The sequence below is a fragment of the Chryseobacterium sp. Bi04 genome, assembly GCF_918698085.1.
Taxonomy (GTDB): Bacteria; Bacteroidota; Bacteroidia; order Flavobacteriales; family Weeksellaceae; genus Chryseobacterium.
The window spans coordinates 66,629-90,564 of the sequence record NZ_CAKKLP010000014.1 but is presented as its reverse complement, the minus strand read 5'-3'; the positions used below and the strand labels follow the sequence as shown (position 1 = coordinate 90,564).

The 23,936-nt window shown below is 34.1% G+C and carries 19 protein-coding genes and 1 tRNA gene; 19 read left to right on the top strand and 1 reads right to left on the bottom strand.

Annotated features, from left to right (window positions below; genetic code table 11):
• Positions 1 to 151: 151 nt before the first annotated feature.
• From LQV47_RS18615 to LQV47_RS18600, 4 genes are all read left to right on the top strand, one after another.
• Positions 152 to 3,115, top strand: a complete 2,964-nt coding sequence (locus tag LQV47_RS18615; protein WP_230040228.1) for a tetratricopeptide repeat protein — start codon at positions 152 to 154, stop codon at positions 3,113 to 3,115.
• Positions 3,116 to 3,124: 9 nt separating this feature from the next.
• Positions 3,125 to 3,610, top strand: a complete 486-nt coding sequence (locus LQV47_RS18610; RefSeq protein ID WP_230040226.1) for a hypothetical protein — start codon at positions 3,125 to 3,127, stop codon at positions 3,608 to 3,610.
• Positions 3,611 to 3,640: 30 nt separating this feature from the next.
• Positions 3,641 to 5,410 carry a TonB-dependent receptor gene (locus LQV47_RS18605; RefSeq protein ID WP_230040224.1) on the top strand — a complete coding sequence of 590 codons (1,770 nt, stop codon included), beginning with the start codon at positions 3,641 to 3,643 and terminating at the stop codon, positions 5,408 to 5,410.
• A 74-nt stretch (positions 5,411 to 5,484) separates the two neighbouring features.
• A tRNA-Arg gene (locus LQV47_RS18600) sits at positions 5,485 to 5,558 on the top strand.
• Between the two features lie 646 nt (positions 5,559 to 6,204).
• Here the strand turns inward: LQV47_RS18600 and LQV47_RS22610 are convergent.
• Positions 6,205 to 6,288, bottom strand: coding sequence for a helix-turn-helix transcriptional regulator (locus tag LQV47_RS22610; RefSeq protein WP_354961243.1), 84 nt, complete (start codon positions 6,286 to 6,288; stop codon positions 6,205 to 6,207).
• Between the two features lie 326 nt (positions 6,289 to 6,614).
• Between LQV47_RS22610 and LQV47_RS18595 the strand changes: the two genes are divergently transcribed.
• The 15 genes from LQV47_RS18595 (at position 6,615) to LQV47_RS18525 (ending at position 23,934) form a co-directional block, all read left to right on the top strand.
• A complete protein-coding gene (locus tag LQV47_RS18595; protein ID WP_230040222.1) occupies positions 6,615 to 6,806 on the top strand; it encodes a hypothetical protein in 192 nt (63 codons plus the stop codon).
• 91 nt (positions 6,807 to 6,897) lie between these two features.
• Positions 6,898 to 7,353, top strand: a complete 456-nt coding sequence (locus LQV47_RS18590) for a hypothetical protein (RefSeq protein WP_230040220.1) — start codon at positions 6,898 to 6,900, stop codon at positions 7,351 to 7,353.
• Positions 7,354 to 7,359: 6 nt separating this feature from the next.
• Positions 7,360 to 8,319, top strand: a complete 960-nt coding sequence (locus LQV47_RS18585) for a hypothetical protein (protein WP_230040218.1) — start codon at positions 7,360 to 7,362, stop codon at positions 8,317 to 8,319.
• Positions 8,320 to 8,499: 180 nt separating this feature from the next.
• Positions 8,500 to 9,534 (top strand): grasp-with-spasm system SPASM domain peptide maturase, encoded by a 1,035-nt coding sequence (gene gwsS / locus LQV47_RS18580; protein ID WP_230040216.1) that lies wholly within the window; start codon positions 8,500 to 8,502, stop codon positions 9,532 to 9,534.
• On the top strand, positions 9,518 to 10,333 hold the full coding sequence (locus LQV47_RS18575) for a GLPGLI family protein (protein ID WP_230040214.1): 816 nt from the start codon (positions 9,518 to 9,520) through the stop codon (positions 10,331 to 10,333). Before gwsS ends, LQV47_RS18575 begins: the two co-directional genes overlap by 17 nt.
• 840 nt (positions 10,334 to 11,173) lie before the next feature.
• Entirely contained in the window at positions 11,174 to 13,087 is a 1,914-nt protein-coding gene (locus LQV47_RS18570) for a nucleoside-diphosphate sugar epimerase/dehydratase (protein ID WP_230040212.1), read from the top strand.
• Between the two features lie 317 nt (positions 13,088 to 13,404).
• Positions 13,405 to 14,112: a polysaccharide biosynthesis/export family protein gene (locus tag LQV47_RS18565; RefSeq protein WP_230040210.1), complete on the top strand. Its 708-nt coding sequence runs from the start codon at positions 13,405 to 13,407 to the stop codon at positions 14,110 to 14,112.
• Positions 14,113 to 14,114: 2 nt separating this feature from the next.
• The gene (locus LQV47_RS18560; RefSeq protein ID WP_230040208.1) at positions 14,115 to 16,451 is read left to right on the top strand and encodes a polysaccharide biosynthesis tyrosine autokinase; all 2,337 of its coding nucleotides are present in this window, start codon (positions 14,115 to 14,117) and stop codon (positions 16,449 to 16,451) included.
• A 2-nt stretch (positions 16,452 to 16,453) separates the two neighbouring features.
• On the top strand, positions 16,454 to 17,422 hold the full coding sequence (locus tag LQV47_RS18555; protein WP_230040198.1) for an SDR family oxidoreductase: 969 nt from the start codon (positions 16,454 to 16,456) through the stop codon (positions 17,420 to 17,422).
• 21 nt (positions 17,423 to 17,443) lie between these two features.
• Positions 17,444 to 18,736, top strand: a complete 1,293-nt coding sequence (locus LQV47_RS18550) for a nucleotide sugar dehydrogenase (protein ID WP_230040196.1) — start codon at positions 17,444 to 17,446, stop codon at positions 18,734 to 18,736.
• A gap of 173 nt (positions 18,737 to 18,909) precedes the next feature.
• Positions 18,910 to 20,385, top strand: coding sequence for an oligosaccharide flippase family protein (locus tag LQV47_RS18545; protein WP_230040188.1), 1,476 nt, complete (start codon positions 18,910 to 18,912; stop codon positions 20,383 to 20,385).
• Positions 20,367 to 20,933, top strand: a complete 567-nt coding sequence (locus LQV47_RS18540) for an acyltransferase (protein WP_230040179.1) — start codon at positions 20,367 to 20,369, stop codon at positions 20,931 to 20,933. Before LQV47_RS18545 ends, LQV47_RS18540 begins: the two co-directional genes overlap by 19 nt.
• The gene (locus LQV47_RS18535) at positions 20,917 to 22,020 is read left to right on the top strand and encodes a polysaccharide pyruvyl transferase family protein (protein WP_230040177.1); all 1,104 of its coding nucleotides are present in this window, start codon (positions 20,917 to 20,919) and stop codon (positions 22,018 to 22,020) included. Before LQV47_RS18540 ends, LQV47_RS18535 begins: the two co-directional genes overlap by 17 nt.
• Before the next feature lies 1 nt (position 22,021).
• Positions 22,022 to 22,876 (top strand): glycosyltransferase family A protein, encoded by an 855-nt coding sequence (locus LQV47_RS18530; RefSeq protein ID WP_230040169.1) that lies wholly within the window; start codon positions 22,022 to 22,024, stop codon positions 22,874 to 22,876.
• On the top strand, positions 22,873 to 23,934 hold the full coding sequence (locus LQV47_RS18525; RefSeq protein ID WP_230040167.1) for a right-handed parallel beta-helix repeat-containing protein: 1,062 nt from the start codon (positions 22,873 to 22,875) through the stop codon (positions 23,932 to 23,934). Before LQV47_RS18530 ends, LQV47_RS18525 begins: the two co-directional genes overlap by 4 nt.
• The last annotated feature ends 2 nt before the right edge of the window (positions 23,935 to 23,936 follow it).

Sequence of the window (23,936 nt, the reverse complement as noted above, 5' to 3'; positions counted from 1 at the left end):
AAAGTAAGAAATTTTATCATGAGACAGTGAAAAGTTTTTATTGTTGTTGAATTGATATTCCAAGCTATTAAATCTGTTAAAACTTGCTTAAACAATAAGTTTTTAATATTTTCGTTAACTTATTTAGACTAATTTTCTTATATCAAGAAGAATGAAATCAAAAAAAATACTTTTAGCGGCTGCTGTGATCTATTTCGGAATTACCGATGCCCAACAGTCCCAATATTTTACACAGAAAGAAAATTATAGATTTAATCTGGCAGAAAATCTTTATCAGACCAAAATATACAACGCTTCCCAATATGAATATGCAAGACAATATTTCTACAATCAGAATTTGTCCCGTTCAAAGAAGGAAGCGGCTCAGTTTTTTGACAATGTGATTGGGGTAATTCTCCAGAAAAATCATGCTGAAGAAGGTTTAACTGCTTTTATTAAAGAATATCCTAATTCTGCGTATTTCGCCCAGGCTAATCTCCCTTTAGCGGATTATTATCTGGCAAAGAAAGATTTTGATAAAGCATTGGAAACTTTGAAAAAAGTAAACCAGTATCAGCTTTCCAAAGAGGAGAATACACAGTATATTCTGAAACTGGGCTATGCCAAATTTATGACCGGAGATTCTAAAGGTGCTACCGATGCACTGGAAGAAGCCTATAAGTCGGCTGATCAGTCTCAAAAAGGGGATATTGCCTATATGCTGGGGCATTTGTATTACAGCAACAGGCAAAATGATAAAGCTTTCCAATATTTTGATTCTATAAAAGATCAGGATAAATTCTCAAAACTGGTGCGTCCTTATTATGTACAACTGTATTATAATGATAAGAACTATGACCAGGCTATTTCTGAAGGGAATGCCTTACTGAACGAAAATATTTCAGATTCTTATAAAGCAGAGGTTCATAAGATTATTGGGGAAAGTTACTTTATGAAAAATGACTACACGTCTGCTTATCCTCACTTAAAAGACTATCTGAACGTGCAGCAGAATCCATCTGAAAATGATTTGTATGAAATGGGATTCGTAGCCGCTCAGCTTAAAAAATATGATGAGGCAGTTTCTTATTACAACCAGCTTGTTAACAGTAATTCAGCACTGGCACAGAATGCTTACTACCAGTTAGGAAATGCTTATCTGGCAGTAGATAAAAAACAGGAGGCACTTTCGGCATTCCGTTCTTCTTATCAGATGGATTATGATGCGAAAGTGAAAAAGCTTGCCCATGAACAATATGCTAAATTAAGCTATGATATCGGAAACCCGTTTGAAAGCCCTTCAGGGGTAATCCAAAGCTACATCAACGAGAATCAGAACGCTGCCAATGCCTCAGAGATGAGATCGTTATTGGTAAAATCTTATCTGTATTCGGGTAACTATAAAGAAACCCTGAATGCTATCGACAGATTACAAAGCTCTACCCCGGAAATCAATAAAGTAGATCAGGAGGTTTCCTATTTATTGGGAACAGAAGAGTTCAACAAAGGGAATTATGACGAAGCTGAAAAGTATTTTCTGAGAAGCCTTGGATTTAATATCAATAAAGAATTTAACAGCAGAGCTTTATATTGGCTGGCACAGGTATATTACCAGAAGGGAAATTATCCGTCTGCTATAAGCCGTTATGAAAAACTTCTTACCGAGAGCTTCCCTGAAAAACAACAATTGCCATATGATTTAGGATATGCTTATTTTAAATCTAAGAAATTTGATCAGGCTGCAGCTTATTTCAAACAGTATCTTACGAATCCTAAGCCTGAGTTTAAAAATGATGCAGAACTTCGTCTGGCAGATATTCATTACGCGAATAATGACCTGAACGAAGCTATCGCCATTTATGATAAAAATGAAGATGCTACGGATTATACCGTATATCAGAAAGCAATGGCTTTAGGATTTAAAGGAGATACGCAGGCAAAAATCAATAATTTAAAAAATCTCTTATCAAAATATCCGGACTCTGAATATTATGATGATGCACAATACGAAATAGGAACGGCTTATGCCGCTCAGGATGATTTTACCAATTCCAATGATTATTTTGGAAAGGTGATTAAAACATCTTCAGACAAAGATCTGATTGCGAATGCATCTATTTACAGGGCACAGAATTATATCGATCAGAACCAGAATGACAAAGCGCTTTCTGAGCTGAAATCTTTGGGTGAGCAGTATAAAAATACAGCATATGCTCAAAAGATCGTTCAGGCAGCAAAACCTATTTTCACGAAGAACGGAGATGTTTCCGGATATGAAAATTTTGCCAGGACGATTGGAGTTAATGTGGATGCTTCCGAAATTGATGAGATCAACTTATCTACAGGAAAACAGTATTTCTCTAAGAAGGATTATAAAAACGCAATTTCTTATTACGAGAAGTATCTAACACAGAATCCAACAGGTGAGGGGCTTTACCAGGCGAAATATGAACTTGGGGAAAGCTATTACCAAACCAATAATTCAACAAAAGCGCTGCTTGTTCTTCAAGAGGTGGCTGGTGTTCAGAATGATTATCAGGATGATGCTCAAACCCGCTTAGTACAAATCTTCCTTGCACAGGGGAATACTGCTGAAGCTAAAAAGTATCTGGAGGGAATTAAAAACTCTTCCGATATCAGCATTAAAAACTATGCAAATGTTGAACTGATGAAGCTTTATGCTGATGAAAAGAACTTCTCTGAAGCTGAAAAATTAGCAAATGCCGTTATTGCCAATTCTAAAAACTCTGCAGCTGTCATTGAAACAGCTAAAGTAATCAAGGCGAGAAGCCTGATGAACTCAGGAAAAGATAAAGACGCCCAGTCTGCCTATACTGCTCTTGAGAAATCATCCAATACCTCGGTTGCTGCAGAAGCACTGTATGCAAAAGCGTATTATCAGAATAAAGGAAAAGCATTCAAATCTTCCAACGAAGCCATCTTTAAGCTTGCCAACAATTATTCATCAGAAGAATATTGGGGAGCAAAAGCGCTGGTATTGATGGCGAAAAACTATATCGGTCTGAAAGACAATTATCAGGCAAGTTATACCTGTGATCAGATCATTGCCAATTATAAAGATTTCCCGGAAATTGTTGCAGAAGCAAAAGAAGTTAAAAAACAGATTAAAAAATAAGAATTAAAGATGTTTAAAATAACAATATATTCTTTTTTGATTTCTGCGTCCCTTTGGAGCTGCATCCCTTCATACAGTGCTTATCCCAAAGAATACAGGAAAGCTAAAGCTGATTTTCCGAAGCAAAAAGCTTTTGTGGTGAATAAAGATCTTAAAAAAGAGTATAATATTTTAAAGCATGCTGGTATTTATGAAATGGTGGAAGACAGTACTAATGCAGCTAAAATAACTCTGCATCCGATGCTTACCCGTACTCCTTCATGTGGAAACCCTATGATTGGAACTATGATCACAGCAGGATTGCTGCCTTCAGGCTTCCCATACACTATTGCTTACAGTTATGATGTAGCGGAGAACAGTACCACGAAAAATTATCAATATAATTTACAAGTTTATCAGAGCCTTTGGCTGTTTAATATATTCAGGCTAGGCAGAACTTTTTCAAAACAGTCAGGGAAAGCTTTGTTGGGAAATTATATTGCTTCCAGTAAATAGATCCCATTATATTTTTCAAATAAAGAAAATATGAACAGAAAAATTCAATTATTATCCATATTATTTTTAGGGGCTTCGCAGTTTGCGTTTTCCCAGATCAAGGAGGAAAAGCTGGTTCTTAACAAAAAGAGAGAGCCGGAAGTGAAGAAGATCGAGAAGAAGAAAACTTCCGTGGAAACTATTAAAAATTATCCACCGGAAGAGAAATCCCAGAACCCTGTGAAATATACCATCACGGATGTTCCTGCGGTTTCAGATTTTAAAACTTCAACGATTCAGGGAGAGGATGTAGCTCCGAAATTCGATGGAACGGCACAGAATAATTATTTCCAGTTCGGAATGGGTAATTATGGTAAAATACTGGCGGATGGAAATATTTCCAAGACGCTGGAGAACAAAATTGAAGTAGGTGGAGATCTGCATGTACTTTCTACAAATGGCCTTAAAAAAGACTATGACTGGAAGTCAAAGCAGACATCAGCCAATTTTGCAGCTTTCCTTAATTCCTACGGAGATAAAGGAAAATTCAATATCAACGCTGAATATGGATTGAATAACTACAATTACTATGGTATTTATGCCCTGCAGCCCTCTGCTGATGTTGATCTGAAGCAAAAGGTTAATCAGTTTAAGGTGAACGGATATTATGATTTCTATTCCAATGAAATTTTAAATGATGTAAGGGTGAAATCATCATTCCTGAAAGATCATTTTGATGCCCAGGAAAATCAGGTCTCCATTTTGGCTAATTTCTCAAAACATGCTGTTGAGCTTGGTAAATCCGGAATTAACCTGAATGCAGATTTAGGAGTAGGAATAGATGCGGTAAAAACAGATTTTGCAATCCGGGATAAAAATTCGGCTAATTTTTTTAACACTAATCTGACTCCTAAAGTAACTTTCAGAAAGGGAGATTCTTATTTGATGTTAGGTTCTTCATTCTCTTTCCTGAATGCTAAAAATTCAAATGATCTCATGGCAGAGCGTTTGAAAACTAATAAAACCTATTGGTTTCCACAGGCGGAATTCCAGTTTGCTGCAGCTAAAGAATTTAAATTCTATGGTGGGGTAGATGGAGGTCTGAAGCTGAATACCTATGCAGACCTTCTGCAGGCTAATCCATTCCTGGTTTCTGATCAATATTTAAAGCCTACAGAGACCCAATATCATTTTTATGTAGGATTGAGAGGAGATATCGATGAAACGTTGAAATACGACTTCTCAGCAGGATATGGAAAAATGAAAGATATTATGTTCTTTAAAGCGAATGGGCTTTTTGATAATGACTTTACTTTGAACCGTTCATCTTATAACTTTGCCAACACATTCTCTACGGTATATGACGATGGAAATGTAAGCGATATCAAAGGAAGTGTACAGTATTTCCCATTGGCAAACTTGGTATTGGATGGAGAATTAAGGTTTACAAAATACAACCTGAAGAATTATAATGACATTTATAACGTTCCTTTGTTTAATGCAAGCATCGGAGCCAAATATACAATGCTGGATAAGAAATTGTTGTTAGGCTTCAAAGGAATTTTCGCAAGTGACAGAACTACAAACTCTTATATGATCGAAGGCATAGCTAATCCGGACATGGTTTTCCAGTCTACGGAGAATACCAACGATAAAGTTGGGGGGTATGCTGATTTAAATCTTTCCGCAGAGTATAAAATTCACAAAAATTTTAGTATTTTCGCACTCGGAAATAATCTTCTAAGCTCAAAATACCAAACATACAAAGGATATAAAGTCCTGGGTGCACAGATTTTGGGAGGAGTGAAGATCACTTTCTAATCATCAATAATAAACAATGAATGATAAGTAATCCTGGAATTACTCATTACTTATCATTCATTATTTATGAATATGGCTGCGTAGTTCAACTGGATAGAATATCAGATTTCGGCTCTGAGGGTTGGGGGTTCGAATCCCTTCGCGGTCACAAATTGCTCCTTTTTGAGGGGGCTTTTTTGTTTATGTGTAGTTTAAAAGCTCGGTTATACCTAATTAAAACTTTCTCCAATTAATCCTAGCTTTCAAACAGCTTGTACATTGCTTCCTGTAATTCTTCATAGCTTGAATAGTGTAAAAAATTTAACCATTTGCCGTAAAGGCTTGAATTTTTGTGCTTGTGATAAGTCCCACAATAAACGGAGGAATTGTCGAGACAATTTTGTGAATTTGTCATGTTGATAATTTTAGTAAGATTAAAATTTATTGATGTTGCTAGTTGTGCTCGAGATAGGCATTTTGTTTTATACACTGAACCCTATATGCATAGAAATAAGGTTATATTTTAGTAGTAAAAGTTCGTGATAAGCAAAAGTAAAAGTGCTATAATCAATATCAGGTATAACAATGGGAATATTTACAGTGGATATTTATTGTAGCATTGAACTTGACTTTATGAGTTGGGGCTTTTGCTTTTTATTGATACTCCCCCATATTTATCCAATACACTACCTGAGTTGTGTAATATTGCAGATGTTATCATTATTCCGACAAAAGCAGGGGTATTAGACCTTTTGGCAATTAAAAGCACTATTGAATTGACATCACCGAACAATCCGGAAACGAAAATAAAGCGGTTAAATATCAACTTCCAAAACAGTTTCTATTTTTGCTAAATAACCTAACGAGGGAATACTCTTATCACTCTCCCAGTTGGAGATTGTTTTTTGCGTGGTTTTTTAGCATGAGTGCGAATTCCTCTTGGTTTATCCTCTTACTTTCTTTTGCTTGTTTAAGCTTTGCACCTATTACCATATTGTAAAGATAAATAATTAAGGAATTTTTTTCTGAAAATTAGAAAAATACGTTATAAACTTATATAAAAATATTGTCTACTTTCGATTAGTGCAAAATAAGAAAAAAACGACACGTTTGTCGCTTCTTGTAAATGCCTTTGTTTAAGGGATTTAACATAATAAAAAAATCACTATTGATTAGAGTTATTTAATTAATATTTTATATTTTTAACTTGTAAACAAAATCAATTATGAAAAAAGAAAAATCTATCAAGAATCTTGAAGCAAAAAGACTAGGAAATTTTACTAAAACTTTTGGTAAAAAAGTATTCGGTGGAGAAGGAGCTCCTACAAGATCAATTAAGGAAATTGTAATTACAGTTCATCATTTACAGGAAGATGATGACGCACCTATTGACCAAACTAACGATGGTCCTTACTAAAATTTAATATTTAAAAAATTAACTACCTCAGATTAATCTGAGGTAGTTGTATTTCACACTATTTAGTTTTTCAAATTTAATTCTAAACTATATGTATAAATTAATAATAGGTCTGTGCATTCTTTTTTTATACAGCTGTAACACTAATAAATATAGTCATCTATCTAAATATAATTCTTTTGAAAGAGAAGGTGATTATTATCGTTTTAAAAATGATTCTCTTCATGTAACTATGCTAATATTTGGAGGTTTTGAAATGGCAGAAAATAAAAAAGAATTCGATTCTCTAAAAAAAGCACTTCATAAGCCTATCCATAAATACAAAGGGGATAAACTATTTTATCTTCAAAATTCTACGTACAAAACATATGATTGCGCTCTAGTGGTTGAGAATAAAAAACTTTCGGAACAGACAAAAGAATCAAAACAATTCATCACTAAAACCATACAATGTGGTAATTCTGCATTATCATTTAAAATATCCAGAACTACATTTGATGAAACAATGCAATTTTATTTTAAAGATTTCAAATGCTTGATAGAGTAATATATTATGATTTTAATTATTTCAAAATCAGATGATACCCCAACCGAGCAGGTTGCAAATTGGCTAAACAAATACAATGTTCCCTTTTATGTGCTCAATGATAATATTTATGACGTCTTAACTATTAATTTCGAAAGCGGAGAGATATTTATTGGTGAACATTCTATTAATGTCTTTAAAGTCGTTTGGTTCAGAAAATTTCCTTATGCTCTGCGGGAAAACCAGAAGAAAGATATTAGAAATAATTTATATTTTTCACTTGTAGAATACAATCTGATTGAAGCAAGAGCATTGCGTGAATACCTATTATTTGAGCTAAAAAAAAGAAATGTGGTTTGGCTGACCAATCCATTTTTTATGACAGAAAATAAACTTATTCAAATGCAAACGGCAAAAGCTTGTGGTCTGTTGACTCCTGAAACTTTTATTATCAATAATAAAAAAACAGTCGAATCTCTTCTGGAGGAAGGAAAGGAACTTATTACAAAGCCATTTGAAAACTGTATCAATTTTAGATCAGAAAATCGGATTATTACGATGCAAACAACCTCAATAAATGATAAGATCAATTCTATTCCTGATTATTTTAGGCCGGCTTTAGTTCAGTCAAAAATTGAACGGCAGTACGAAATTCGGGTATTTTATCTTCTGGGGAATTTTTTCTCTACAAAAATAATCACCAATAATAATGAGATGGTGGATCATCGCATTTCTGTAGCTAATGATGACTGTCGTTTTGAAATTTGCCAACTTCCAGAAGATGTGGAGAAAAAGCTCCGAAGTCTTTTAGATATTCTCCAACTGAACTGCGCTTCTGTAGATTTTATTGTTAATAACCAAAATGAATATTATTTTCTTGAAGTAAACCCTGTAGGACAGTTCACATATCATTCAGTGTTTAATAATACCTATTTAGAAATTGAAATTGCCCTGGCATTAAAAAAAATATTAAAAGATGCAGTATAAAAAACACATAAATCTCATTCACTTTTTGCTTGATGATCAATTTGCCAATACCCTTAAAAAATTCATTTCAGAGAAGGAACAGTATAGAGTTATTTCTAATAAATATAATTCTATAAATTATAAGGTAAAAGTATATGACAAGGTATGCACACCGTTTATAGATTTAAAATTGTTCGAAAGATGAAACAATATTTTGAATTATATCAGGACTGCTTTATCGTTAAGGGGGCTAAAAATATTTTACTCTGCGATGTTCATTTTAATAAAATTATAGACATCACAGATTTTTATGACATTTTTTTCGAGGATTATTATTTCCCTGTAGATGATGATCTTTCAGAAATAATTTCTTTTTTAATAGCCGAAAAATTCGGAAGCCTTACAGAAAATTTTACCCCGGAGAAGTTCCGCAAAAAATTTAAATGGAGAACAGCGAACAAGATCAACGAAGTTATAATTGAACATAAAATTAAAGATGATTTTGAAACTGCTGGAGCATACAGAATCATAGAGGATCTTTCAACAAGCTTTCTTCAAATTAGGTTCCTAGAATTTTCCTTGGCCAGATTGGACGAAATTTTATCTTTTATTGAGTTTTCCAGTATAAGAACAGTTGAAATTTTACTTCCTTATACAGGACTACCACAGGATATGACCGCAATAGAAATATTGAAAAAAAATCTTCGAGTAAAAACGGTTTATTTTTATAATGCTCCTAAAAATAAATCAATTGTCGATGATGATAACTTATTCACTGTAATTTATTACGAAAAAAATATTACAAACCCAAAATACTGTGGCATAATTCAGGAGGATTATTTTCTGAATGATATAAATAATATATCCAAAAGTAAGACTGTTAATAATTGCCTTTATGGTAAATTATTTATCTCCTCAAGCGGTGATTTAAAAAACTGTCCGTCAGCAGAAAAAATCACTAACAATATAGATACAGCTTCAATTTCTTCTTTAACTCAGGAAATAAATACTGAAAAAGAAAGGTTTATTACCAAAGATCAAATAGATGTTTGCAAAGACTGTGAATATAGATATTTTTGTACTGATTGCCGGATGTATAGAGAAAATCCAGAAAATATTTTCTCTAAACCTTTAAAGTGTGGTTACGATCCATATACAGGAATCTGGGAAGATTGGAGTAAAAATCCTTTAAAATTTAATGCTATTAAATATTATGAACTTGAAAACATTAACTAATACTTTATTTTTAGCCTTTACCATTCAATTGCTCGCAGCTCAAAAGATAAGAGTAACATATCAGATGAAATATAGACCTGATTCTACTCAAACTGCAACTAAAGAAAGCATCATGTTTTTAGATATTTATGACACAAATTCGTCTCGTTTTTATGCAGAGAACCTATATAAGAGCGATTCAATTAGAAATAGTGGAGCAAACCCCCAATCTTTTTCTATAAATTTTAATAATGCTGTTGTTAAAAACAATAACACTTTAAAAAAATATTATCGTTTACTCGTAGATGTTTACGAAGTAACAACTGAGGTACCTCAGTTAGAGTGGAAAATAGCTTCAGGTAAAAAAAAGATAGGAGAATATGAATGCCAGGAAGCAACATTGAAATATAAAAACAGACAATGGACAGCTTGGTTTACGCAAGATATCCCTATTTCTGAAGGTCCTTTTTTATTTAAAGGGTTACCGGGTTTAATTATTTGGATGTATGATGATAAAGGTAACTATGACTTTTTTTTAAATAAATTATTTAAAAGCTTTTTTGACCCATATGATGGAGTCAATTTCAGAAATCATAATATTATAAAGGTTAATGGGGATCAACTTAATAAAATATATTTAAATAATTATCTTGATCCTTACAAAGAAGCCAAAATGGGGAAAATAAAAATGAATTTTGTTGATGAGAAAGGGAATGAAGTTAAAAATGTTAATTGGAACGAATTAGCGAAAAATAAACAGGAAGTAATAAAACAAAATAATAACCCTATTGAGCTGTCAGATGCCGTAAAATATCCATAGGATTGCTTTATACTAATTATGGGGAAAGTTTCATATTATGTCATTTTTGAAATCCTGTAAATAGACAGTGTTTTAAATTGTCTAAAAACACAAATTTTTCCCGAATGTATGTTGAGAGAATTTATAAATATAATTCTCCTCAACATACATGAGTAGAGTATTGTAAGAAATTAAAAAGAGCAGAAAATGGTGGTGGGGTAAACTTCCCTGTTTTTGAAGACTTTCCCTTTTTCAAACAGTTAATAAATATAAAATATATTCGGTAAAAAAATTATCGGGATAAATTGGGAATATTAAAAAAATTGGATTGTAAAAACCTTATAAATACAGTTCAAAAAATACAAAATTTGATCTTTTAATTTTTTTTTAAGCTTTATTTAAGCCTTGTTTAATTTTTATTGTTAAATGGGCTAATTGATTAATCTGTTTTTAATGAATAACTAATTTTATTATTTATTAAATTATAATATCTTCTGCCTATTGTGAATAATTAAGTTTTTGGACCTGTCTGAATCTTAATAAAATTATTCATAACACAAAATTTTTAAGCGTAAATTTTCTTGTATTGGAAGGTGTTTAGCTGATTTTAGCGATAGTATATCTCTACTTTTTTTAACATTTTTTTTAGATATTTATGAAATTTGTTAAATTTTTAAAATAATAAAAACATATATGATTCAGTTTAAAGTATATAGTGAATATATTATTTTTTTGTGAACAAAAATTGATCTATGGTAATGAAAATGTAAATAATAATTTGTTACATTTGCTTTGAAAAAAAAAGACACCAAATGTTGAATTAAATAAAGTTTTAATACTTTTTAGTTCTATTTTTTTAATATGGGGAATGTTTTCAGGATCAAAGAGTTAAGGTATTTACCTAGATGGCTGGTTTTTTTTATTGATATTTCGATTTTTTCTTTTTCAATTTTAATTTCATATCTGTTTTTAAAAAACCTTCAGGTAAAGATTAATTTTATTGAATATTTCAATGAAAAGGTTTTTGTTATTATCGCAGTCAATGTTTTCTTTATGTTTTTATTCAAAACATATGCAGGGATTATACGGTATTCTACCTTTTTTGATTTTTTCAAAATTGTATGGGCTTCAGGCAGCACGCTTATTGTTTTGCTGGGGTTGAATTTTATATCAGAACTTATACTGGGAAAAGCGGTATATCTGTATCCTGTTCTTTTTTTATTTTTCTTTATTTCTACTTTTTTGATGTTCTTTTTCAGAATGGTTACCAAACAGCTTTTTAAGTTGCTTATGGATTCCAGGAAAGATTCATCCAAAATAAGAATTGCTGTTATAGGAATAGAAGGTGAATCTGTTTCACTGGCGAATGCTATTATTCATAATCCGGATCATCCTTATCAGCTGGCAGGATTTCTCAGTGCCAGATCAGACTCTAAAAAAGCAATGTTGCTGGGGCATAAAATTTATAATAAAAAGAAGCTTCTTAAAAATGATCATGTGCTGCGTCAGTTTGATGCAGTTTTAATCAACGAGACAATGTCCAGACCTAAGATGGAAGAATGGACGGCTTTTGCATTAGACAATGGATGGAAGGTACTCAAAGCACCTAAAGTAAACAAAACGAAGGAAGATGGGATTATCGGGGGAATTCGTCCTCTTCAGATTGAAGATTTGTTAGACCGTACCCCAATAAAAATAGAAAGTGAAGAGGTAAAAAGCCGTCATTTTAATAAAAGTATTTTGGTTACTGGAGGAGCAGGGTCTATTGGAAGCGAAATTGTAAGACAGGTTGCTCAGCTGGGGTCTTCACTTATTGTTGTTGTGGATCAGGCAGAATCGCCTTTGCATGAGCTGAAGCTTGAATTACTGGATAGATTTCCCAATCAAAAATTCAAATTTGTACTGGCAGATATTTCCAACCTCTACAGACTGGAAAAACTATTTGACGATTACCAGTTTTCAATAGTGTATCATGCGGCAGCTTATAAACACGTTCCTTTAATAGAAGATAATCCACACGAAGCTATTTTTGTAAATATCGGAGGGACTAAAAACCTGGCGTTGCTATCCAGACAATATAATGTTGATCGTTTTGTGATGGTATCTACGGATAAGGCTGTAAATCCTACTAATGTAATGGGAGCGTCAAAAAGAGCTGCTGAGCTTTTTGTGCAGTCTTTGCAAAATACGCCTGATAATACAACCAAATTTATTACAACCCGCTTTGGAAATGTACTGGGTTCTAATGGATCTGTCATCCCACATTTCAGAAAACAAATTGAAAAGGGAGGTCCGGTTACCATTACCCATCCCGATATCATCCGCTATTTTATGACGATTCCTGAGGCTTGTGAATTGGTGCTTCAGGCAGGAACAATGGGAAATGGAGGTGAAATTTATGTTTTTGATATGGGTAAGCCTATTAAAATTCTTGATCTGGCAAAAAGGATGATCAAATTATCAGGATACACACCAAATGTTGATATTGAAATTGACTTTATCGGTTTAAGGCCTGGTGAAAAGTTATATGAGGAACTTTTAACGGATAATTCCACTACTATTCCTACGCATCATGAGAAAATTATGATATCAAAAGATCCGGTAATGGAGTTTGGAGATATAGAAATTTTATGCAAGCAGATTATGAGATCAGCTATAAAAAAAGATGGGTTACAGGTGGTTAAGATTTTAAAGATCATTGTACCGGAATTTATAAGTAATAACTCTGAATTTGAAATATTAGATAAAACACCGGAATATGAAGTATATCAGTGACATAGTGTAATAAATGTGTAAATAACAAAAAAATAAGCAATTATTTTTGCTAAATTACCTTAATCGGAACGGAAATTGCATCGAGAAGAATTAATCTAAAAAACAACATAATACATTGAAAAAATCACAAAAAAGTGAAATTGATTTGTATTAAAGTATACGTAGCTCGCTTCACTGCAATACAAATACGTATTCTAGAGAAATTGAGCATTAACACCAATAGACTAAAAAAATATATGAAGAGAACTATTATTACGTATCTAGTGCTGTTGTCGGTTATTTTACTATCATGTAAGCCGAAACAGAATATGGTATACATGTCAAAGCATAACATGGAAGAGGAAGTTACCAGAGCAAAATTTCAGGGACTGCATATTCAGGAAGGGGATGTTCTTCTTATTCTTGTTACTGCACTTGATGAAACAGCTGTAAAACCTTTCAATCTTAATACGGTAAATAAGGTAGGTAGTGAAGGAAATACCGGAATCAATCAATATGTACAGCCAAGTGAATATTTAGTAAATGAAGAAGGGTATATCTCTTTTCCGGTATTAGGGAATGTGTATACTAAAGGAATGACTCAGGTACAGCTTAAACAAGAGCTGGAATCCCGCCTCAAGAGATACCTTACAGATCCAATGGTATCTATTACTCTGAAAAATTTTAACGTAAGCGTTTTAGGGGAAGTGAAAAACCCTGGCCAGAAAGAAAGTGTTTCACAAAAGATTAATGTCTTTCAGGCATTAGGTCTTGCCGGCGATATGACAGATTTTGGAGACCGTACGAATGTGAAGCTTATCCGTACAGGTGATGATGGGGTAGACCAGATTGTGAATGTTGACCTTAGCAGATCCGATATTGTGAATTCACCGTACTACTATATGAAGCAAAACGACATATTATATGTACAGCCGGATAAAAATAAACAGGTTCAGGCCAATACTAACCCGAACAGAGCCCTTACCTTCCAGATTATTGGTGCTTTACTAACGGCAGGTACTCTTATTATTGCTTTAACACGATAGATATGCAGCAGATGGAATTTCAGGCAAAACAAGAAAAATTCAATATAAAAAAGACTATTTCTAAATACCTTTACAAATGGCCATGGTTTGTTGCCTCTGTTCTGTTATTTGTAATCGTTGCTTTTATTTACCTTAGGTATAGTGTACCTCAATATCAGTCCAAAACAACCCTTAAATTTGATAAAAAACAAAATGACCTTTCCTCAGCTTTGTCTGACCTTAATAATCTCGGAATTGGTCTTGGGAACGCAGATGAACTGAAAAGTGAAGCAGCAGTAGTGAACTCGAGGCCTATCCTTATACAGGTGGTTGAAAATCTTAACCTCAATGTTGAATATTTCAACACTGGAGAAATTAAAGATTCACAGCTGTTTACCAAAGCTCCTATTACCGCAAAAATATTAGCTTATACTAAAGAAAACTTTGTATCCTCTGCATATACCTTAACTGATATAAAAGGAGACCAGTTTACCCTTCATAGCCAAAAGAAAAAAGATATTGTAGGTAAATTCAATATTCCTGTACAAGTGGATTTTGGAACAGTGATATTTCAAAGAAATTCTTCTGTTGACATTAAATCTGAATATAAGGTTATTTTTTGGAACCCTATTGAAAAGGTAAAAAAACTTGAAAAAACAGTACGGGTAAGTTTACCGGAGGAAAAAGCTATGTTAATGGAAATCAGTCTAATAGGCTCCCTGCCTGAAAAGTCAGAAGCTATTCTTAATGAAGTGACAAAACAGTATAACCTGGATGGTCAGAGAGATAAAAACTTGCAGGCTCAGAATACTCAGGAGTTTATTGATAAAAGACTGGAAGTAATTACAAAAGATCTTTCCGGGGTGGAAAATCAGAAAGAAGATTTCCAAAATCGTAATCATATTGTTGACTTGCAGGCACAGGCTGAGTTGGCTCTTCAGAATACAAGTGATAACACCAAGGCTCTTCTTCTTCAGCAGACGCAGCTTGATCTTCTGAATTCTCTTACTGCAGAAGCTTCAAAAAGTAACAATCAGCTTATGCCATCCAATTTAGGATTAAGCCCTTCGTTGGAGCAATCTATTTCCCAGTATAATTCACTTCTCATCAGTAGAAATAAAACCCTTAAACAGGCAACCAATGAAAACCCTGCAGTAATAGAAATGAACAGGGAGATTGCTGCTTTAAAAGATATAATCCGGGACAATATTCGCGAGCAGAAGGTAAGTGTACAGGCGGGTATCTCCCAATTGCAGAATCAGATTACCACAAGCAAGAGTGCTATAGAAAAGGTTCCCGGTCAATCCAAAATTTACAGAGGAATAGAACGCCAGCAGAACCTTAAAGAGCAGCTGTTTTTATTTCTTCTGCAAAAAAGAGAGGAAAATGCCATCAATTTATCAGTAAATGTACCGAAGGCTAAAATTGTGAATCCTGCATTTACTGAGGAAATTCCGGTTTTCCCTAAGAAAAATATTATTCTGTTAGGGGCATTTTTTCTGGGATTATTAGTTCCTTTTGCTATTTTCTATTTATTGTTCAGCTTGGATGATAAGATTTATTCGAGAGATGATATTAAGGAGCGTTCCGGACTAGGGGTACTGGTTGATATACCTTCGCTTAAAGATAACGAAAACCATTTAGTACAGAAGAATGACTTTACAGAGTTGGCGGAAGCCTTCAGGGTACTTGTTTCCAATCTTAAATTTGTTTTGCCGGTAAAAGACTCTGCCAAAATAATTATGGTAACCTCATCGGTAAAAGGAGAAGGGAAGACCCTGGTGTCGGTAAATCTGGCCCTTACATTAGCCAATAAAAACGGCAGAAGTCTTCTGATTGGTTCAGATATCCGTAATCCCCAGATTCAGCGATATGACAGTGAACCTACTAAAAGAAAAGGTCTTACAGAGTATTTGTATGATGAGTCAGTGAATGTAGAGGAGCTTATCCATACATCCACCACCAATCCTTTCTGTGATGTTATTTATGCAGGAGCTATTCCTCCTAATCCTCAGGAATTGCTTTCCAATGGAAGGTACCAAAAACTTATTGAGCAGATGGCTTCTCAGTATGCATATATAGTTATAGATTCTGCACCACTTATGTTGGTTTCGGATACCCTTAGTATTGCTGATACTGCTGACGCTACGCTTTATGTAGTAAGATCTGCAGTATCTAAAAATATCCTGATAGATTTTGCAAACGATCTGGTGAAAGACTCTAAACTGACCAATGTATCTTTTGTCGTTAATGATGTTTCTAAACGTGCAGGAGGATATGGATATAATTATAGCTATGGATATGGCTACAGCCAGACCAAGGATAAAAAAAATTGGTTGAAAAAAATTTTTAAATCATAGAAATGTATAAAATTTTAATTACAGGGGGAGCTGGTTTTATTGGTTCTAACTTAACGGAGTATTTTTTAAATAAAGGCTATGATGTGGTCTGCTTAGATAACTTTGCAACAGGGCACCGTCATAATGTTGAGCCTTTTCTTAAAAACTCAAACTATAAGCTCATTGAAGGAGATATACGTGATTTGGAAGTTTGTCGGAAGGCAGTAGAAAAGGTAGATTACATATTACATCAGGCAGCATTAGGTTCTGTTCCAAGATCAATTAAAGATCCTATTACAAGTAACGATGTTAATGTTACAGGTTTTTTAAATATGCTTGTTGCAGCGCGAGATGCCAATGTGAAACGTTTTGTATATGCTGCTTCATCATCTACATACGGTGATTCTGCATCATTACCCAAAGTGGAAGATGTAATCGGAAAGCCGTTATCACCATACGCCATTACTAAATATGTAAATGAACTGTATGCTGATGTATTTGGAAAAACTTACGGAATGCAGTGCATCGGGTTAAGGTATTTCAATGTATTTGGAAGAAGACAAGATCCGAACGGGGCTTACGCCGCAGTTATTCCATTATTTGTAAAGCAGCTAATCAATCACGAATCCCCTACAATTAACGGTACAGGAGACTATTCACGTGATTTTACTTATATCGATAATGTTATTCAGATGAATGAACGGGCAATGCTTACAGAGAATCTGGAAGCCGTGAATACGGTTTATAATACAGCAGTAGGAGACCGCACAACATTGAATGATCTGGTGGGATACCTTAAAAAATATCTAAGTGAATTTGATGAGAAAATTGCTGAAGTAGAAATAAACTATGGCCCGAACCGTGTAGGAGATATCCCGCACTCATTAGCATCAGTTGAAAAAGCAGAAAAACTATTAGGATACCAGCCTACCCATACTATAGATAAGGGACTAAAAGAAGCTATCAGCTGGTATTGGGAAAATTTAAAATAAACAACTTTAAATCGAGTCTTTGTGGAAAAACAATATAAAATTGCCGTTATCGGATTAGGATACGTAGGTTTACCTTTAGCACGGTTATTTGCAACCCAATATCCGGTTGTAGGTTTCGATATCAATCAGAAAAGGATTGAGGAATTAAATACAGGGGTAGACAGTACTTTAGAAGTAGAAAACGAAGTATTAAAAGAGATATTAAAAAAAGAAAATCCTTTTGATCAGACAGCTGAGACAGGATTGTACTGCTCTGCAGATATCAAGGATATTCAGGATGCCAACATCTATATTGTGACGGTACCAACACCGGTAGATAAGCATAATCGTCCCGACCTTACACCGCTATATAAATCTTCAGAAACTGTAGCTAAAGTATTGTCGAAAGGAGATATTGTAATCTATGAATCTACCGTATATCCAGGAGTTACGGAGGAAGAATGTATTCCTGTGTTAGAGAAATTTTCCGGATTGAAATTTAATCATGACTTCTTTGCAGGGTATTCACCGGAGCGTATTAACCCGGGAGATAAAGAACATACCGTAGAGAAAATATTAAAGGTTACTTCCGGTTCTACACCTGAAATTGGAAAAATAGTAGATAATTTATATAAATCTGTAATTGTTGCCGGTACCCACCTTGCTCCAACAATAAAAGTAGCAGAGGCTGCTAAAGTAATTGAAAACTCACAGAGAGATATTAATATCGCCTTTGTGAATGAACTGGCAAAAATTTTCAACCTTTTAGGGATTGATACTCACGCTGTATTGGAAGCAGCAGGTACCAAATGGAACTTTCTACCCTTCAAACCGGGATTGGTAGGCGGTCACTGCATCGGAGTTGATCCCTATTATCTGGCGCAGAAAGCACAGGAAAATGGATATCACCCTGAAATTATATTAGCAGGACGTCGTCTTAATGATTCTATGGGTCAGTATGTAGCTTCTCAGTTGGTGAAAACTATGATCAAAAAGAAGCTTAATATTAATGGTGCCAGAGTTTTAAACCTGGGAATAACATTTAAAGAAAACTGTCCGGATGTACGTAATACCAAAGCGGTAGATGTAATTCAAGGACTTGAAGATTACGCGTTACAGGTAACAACTTACGACCCTTGGGCAAGCGCTGCTGAAGTGGAGCACGAATATGGTTTAAGCATTGTAAACGAAATTCCACAGGAAAAATACGATGGAATTATCCTTACTGTAGCACACGAGCAGTTCAAAGGTCTGAATTTGAAAAATTACTTGAAAGAGGACGGGGTGATCTTTGATGTGAAAGGAATCCTGGAGGAATGTGATTCAAGATTATAGAATACTAAGTACAAAACTGTAGTTAGCTCTTCAGTTTTTGTATAAGACAGTTTACTCCTGTCATTTGAAAAAAATAACATCATTGAATGCCGTTGGCATCTGAGGAAAACCGTTTTGATAGAAACAATTGTAAATGAAACTATGAAGTTGAGTTTAGGAAAAATAAAAATAATATGTTGGTAGCTTCCATAAAATCTAAATTATCCAAATCAGACTTCCTGAAAAAGTTGGTTTTCGGTACTTTTTGGATGACCTTCGGATCACTGATGTCACGGGGATTATTTTCTTTGGCTTCCATTGTGTTGGCAAGGATTTTAACCGTCTCAGAATATGGTGAGTTTGGAATGATAAAGTCAACAATAGATAATTTTCTGATTTTTGCTTCTTTGGGAATAGGCTTAACAGCTACTAAATATATTTCTGAGCTTAAAGATGAAGATAAAAGTGAAGCATCATCCATGCTGGGGGCATCTTTATCATTGGTTGTGGTGTTGAGTACTATTGTAGCTTTGATCATTGTACTGCTCTCCGGATTTATAGCAACCAATTTCCTGAACAACCAGCATTTGCAGGTTCCTTTAATGATTGGTGGTTTTACATTGATTTTTATCTCTCTCAACGGAACACAGATGGGAGCCTTATTAGGCTTTCAGGCTTATAAGAAAAACTCTACTGCTAATATACTTCAGGGGCTGTTCCTGTTTCTAGGTCTAGTTATCGGAGGATATTTTGGAGGAGTTACAGGAGCTTTACTGGGCAATCTGATAGGGATCTTTCTGGTATCTGCAGTATTACAGAAACTGTTGGGTGATGAGAGCAAAAATCAGCAGGTCACAGTGAGTTTTAAAAACTGGAAGAAAAGTGTTAAGAAAATATATAAATTTGCTATACCGGCTTCTCTCAGTACAATTATTGTAGCACCTACCATTTGGTTTTTAAATACTTTGCTGGTTAACCAACCCAATGGATATAAAGAACTAGGGTTGTATAGTGCCGTTATTATTTTCTCTACAGCCATTCAGATGTTCAACGGGGCAATAAGCAATGTCTTGCTGCCCATGTTTTTATCAAAATCGGAATCAAAGACCCCTAAAAAAGAGTTTTTTAATTATTTCGGATCTTGGATTATTTCAATTATAATCTCTATTCCGTTCATATTATTTCCGGAGATCGCATCGGCTGTTTTAGGTAAAAAATTTGATATCCATCAGATTGTCCCGATTTTGGGAATGTCTATTATCACTACACTTATTATTACAAATAGAGCAGGTGTTTCAAGAGACCTTATCATTAAGAATAAAATGTGGCTTAGTGTATTCAGTATGGGGCAGTGGGCCGTTACCAACCTTATTATTTTCTATTTTTTGAGACAGTATGGAGCGTTGGGTTTTGCTTTTTCTTATATGATTTCTTATATCATTAACTACATCATTTTTGTACCCTTTTTTATTTACAAAAAATTATCTCCACCAGTCATATTCTACAGCAAATGGAATATACTTTTATGGTTATTGCTGATAGGCCTGGTATTTATAAATGTTCAGTTGTATAGTTTATTACTGATCAGAGTAATCGCTTCTGTCTTCTTAGTTGCTTTAATCTTATTCTCAATTTTTAAACTTTATAAAGAATGTTTGCAAAAATTATAAAATTATACTGGCGGTTAACCTGTGCCAAAATGGTAAAGGGAATAAAAGAAAGAGGGGAGAATGCCGTTGTTTCTTATCCTGTTACCATTACAAAACCGGAGAAACTGCACTTGGGAAACAATTTATATATCGGTCCTGAGGCATGGATATCCACCTATGGTAAAGTTACCATAATGGATGGTACCATAATAGGGCCAAGATTAAAAATCTATACAGGTAACCATAACTATGATAGCGATACGCTGATACCCTATGATGAAATAACAATTGCAAAAAATGTGGTCATAAAGGAAAATGTGTGGATTGGCGGTGATGTTACCATTTTACCGGGAATTACAATAGAAGAGGGAGCCATTATTGGAGCCTCCACAGTAGTTACAAAAGATGTTCCCAAAGGAGCAATTGTAGGAGGTAATCCAGGAAAGATTTTGAAGTATAGAGATCTGGAAAAGTATGATATGCTGAAAAAGCAGGATAAGATTTATCTGAGAGAAAAAATGAAAACGAACTTAAAGATGGTAGTGAAAAATTATGAAAGCAATATTTAGTGGATATTACGGGGCGAAAAATTCAGGAGATGATGCTTTTGTAGAAGTTTCAGCATGGGGAAGCCGAAAGTATTGGCAATCTACAGAACAGTTGTTTTTTGCAGGTGAGCTGCCACAGATCTCAACGCCGGCGGAGCATTATTTTGCCCACAAGAATTACTTAAACTTTGGCAAGGCCGTAAAAGATATTGTATTAAGTGATGTTTTTGTTTCAGCTGGAGGATCAACCTTTCATTCAGCATTGAAAAAAACAGATCTGAGAACCTATGCAAAATTGAAGAAAAGCCTGGGATGTAAAGGAAAAACAGGCGCTATAGGAATCTCCTTAGGTCCATTTGTAAATAAAGGGGCAGAAGAAGATACTAAAGAATATTTAAAAACACTGGATTTCCTGGCATTAAGAGATGATAAATCGTATGAGCAGGCGCTGAGTTATAATTTACCTTATCAGCCTGTAAGAGCTTTTGATTTAGCAGCCCTTCTTCCTGAAATTTATAATTTTGACCTGCGTACAAAAGAAATTTCCGAAGAACGGCCTATTGTAGGGATTAGTGTTTGTAACTATGAATCGTATACTAATGGAGATATTAGTAAAGAATTAAAGAGAAATGAATTTATATTAAATTTAATTCAACAATTAAGGAAACATAACAATATTATGTTCCGTTTTTTCGTTTTTAATGGAAACTCTTCAATGGGTGACGAAAAGCTCACCCTGGAAATGATAGGGAATCTTAATAAAGATGGAAAACTACAATATGAGATTGTTCCCTATCAGCCAAAAGTTCAGGACACTTTTGATCGAATCGCCGAATGCAGTGTAGTTATTTCAACAAGACTACATGCAAGTATTTTTGCGTGCTATAGCAATACACCTTTCTTTTTATTGGAATATCACCGTAAGTGTACCGATTTCCTGAATGATGTAGGCCAGGCGCAAAGCTATAGGCTATTGGATGGAAATGTGGATGCGGAATTGATTGTTACCGAAATTGAGAAGATTATATTTAAAAAACAAATCCTTGTACCGGGTAATATTAAAGAAACAATACAAAGAGCCCGTTTAAATTTTACGGCAACTTATTAACATGATTAGTGTAATAATACCATTATATAACAAGGAGAAAAGTATTCTGGATACGGTGTATTCAGTTTTGAATCAAACTTATAAGGATTTTGAATTGCTTATTATCAACGATGGCTCAAAAGATAAGAGTTTGAAAGTGGTACAAAGCATATCGGATCCAAGAGTGGTTATCATAGACAAACCTAATGGTGGGGTTTCATCTGCAAGAAATGCAGGGATAATGAATGCTAAGAATGAATACTTAGCTTTTCTGGACGGTGATGATATATGGCATCCGGAACACCTGGAGATTTTATCCACTTCCCTTTCTCAGTTAGATAATGAGACAGTAGGAGGAGTTGGAACTTCTTTTTACAAATCGAATGTTAAAGAATTTGATGAGTCAAAATTTAAAGAGGAAAAGCCTGAGATGATAAAAGATTATTTTGATTTTATGTCTTCACCAGCTTCTCGCTTTAACTCATCAACATTATTGGTTAAAAAGACAAAAGTTCTTAAGACAGGCCTGTTTGATGAAAATCTTAGCTATGGTGAGGATGTGGAATTTTGGTATAGACTGTTTTCTGATTATGCATTAATCTATAACAGAACTATTACAACCATCTACTTTGTGGGAGCAGAAAACAGAAGTGCACACTATGTGATGCCATTGCATAAAAGATTTCATCTGTTTGATTATAAAAATAAAACTGCCTCTGAAAAAAAATATCTGGATAAGTTGGTAGCCTTAATTCTGGTTGACTATTTCAGCCAAAAGGCTTATAAACAGGTTTTAATTATTGCCAAAATGTATTTTGGAAGAGTATTGGGGGCATTGGGTTATCTATTTAACATAATAAAAAAGAAAATGAAATGAAGAAGCTTTTAATAATATCGCTGATTTTTACATGTACCTTATTTATTTTCGGTCAGACTAAATACCTGGACTTAACGACAGTTTTGCCTAAAGGATATGTGAAAAATGCAACGGTAGACTACACACTGGTTCTGCAGAAAGCAATCAATGACAACGGTGATGTTTTATTTCCTGATTTTCCCATACTGATTAATGATAGTGGGCTAAAATTAAAAAGTGGCTGTACGTATAAATTTCAGGCTAATTCCAAATTGGTCCTTAAGACATCAGCAAAACCGGGATACAGTCTTCTGGATTGTAACGGTAAGGAAAATATTACCATTCTTAACCCTGTATTGGTGGGAGATAAAAAAACACACGTAGGTACAAAAGGGGAGTGGGGCTTTGGGATAAGCATACGGGGAGCTAAAAATATCAGAGTAGAGAATGCTAAGATTTATGATTGTTTCGGTGACGGCATCTATATCGGACAGCTGAACAATAAAATTTCAGATCAGATTGTGATTCTAAATTCATTGGTATCAAACAGCAGAAGAAACGGTCTCTCTATAACATCAGGAACCAATATCAAAATCTCCAACAGTAAGTTTCTGAATTCTTCAGGTAAAGGACCTTCCAGCGGAATAGATATAGAGCCTAATAGCGCTAAGGATGAACTGAAAGGAATTGTTCTTGAAAATGTTTTTACAGGAGGTAATGAAAACTGGGGATTACTGCTTAATCTCGTTAATCTCAGAAAAGATAACTCCCTGAATAAGGAAATCTCAATAACTATTAATAATTTTTCGGATAGCAAGTCAAAATATGGAATGTCTTTCTGGTTAAACAGAAAAAACAATTACTCGAAAAATATCAGCGGAAATATCGTCCTGAATAATGTAAGTCTTTATAATAATACTGCAGAACCTATCAAATATTATGATACTAATGATAATACCATTAATCTATCTGTCAATAATCTGTCGGTAGATTCTAAAAGCTATGATAAACTGGAAAGTAGTATTCAAAGTTATAAGAAAGACCAGAGAATACAATTTAAACAACTGAAATCTAAATAATT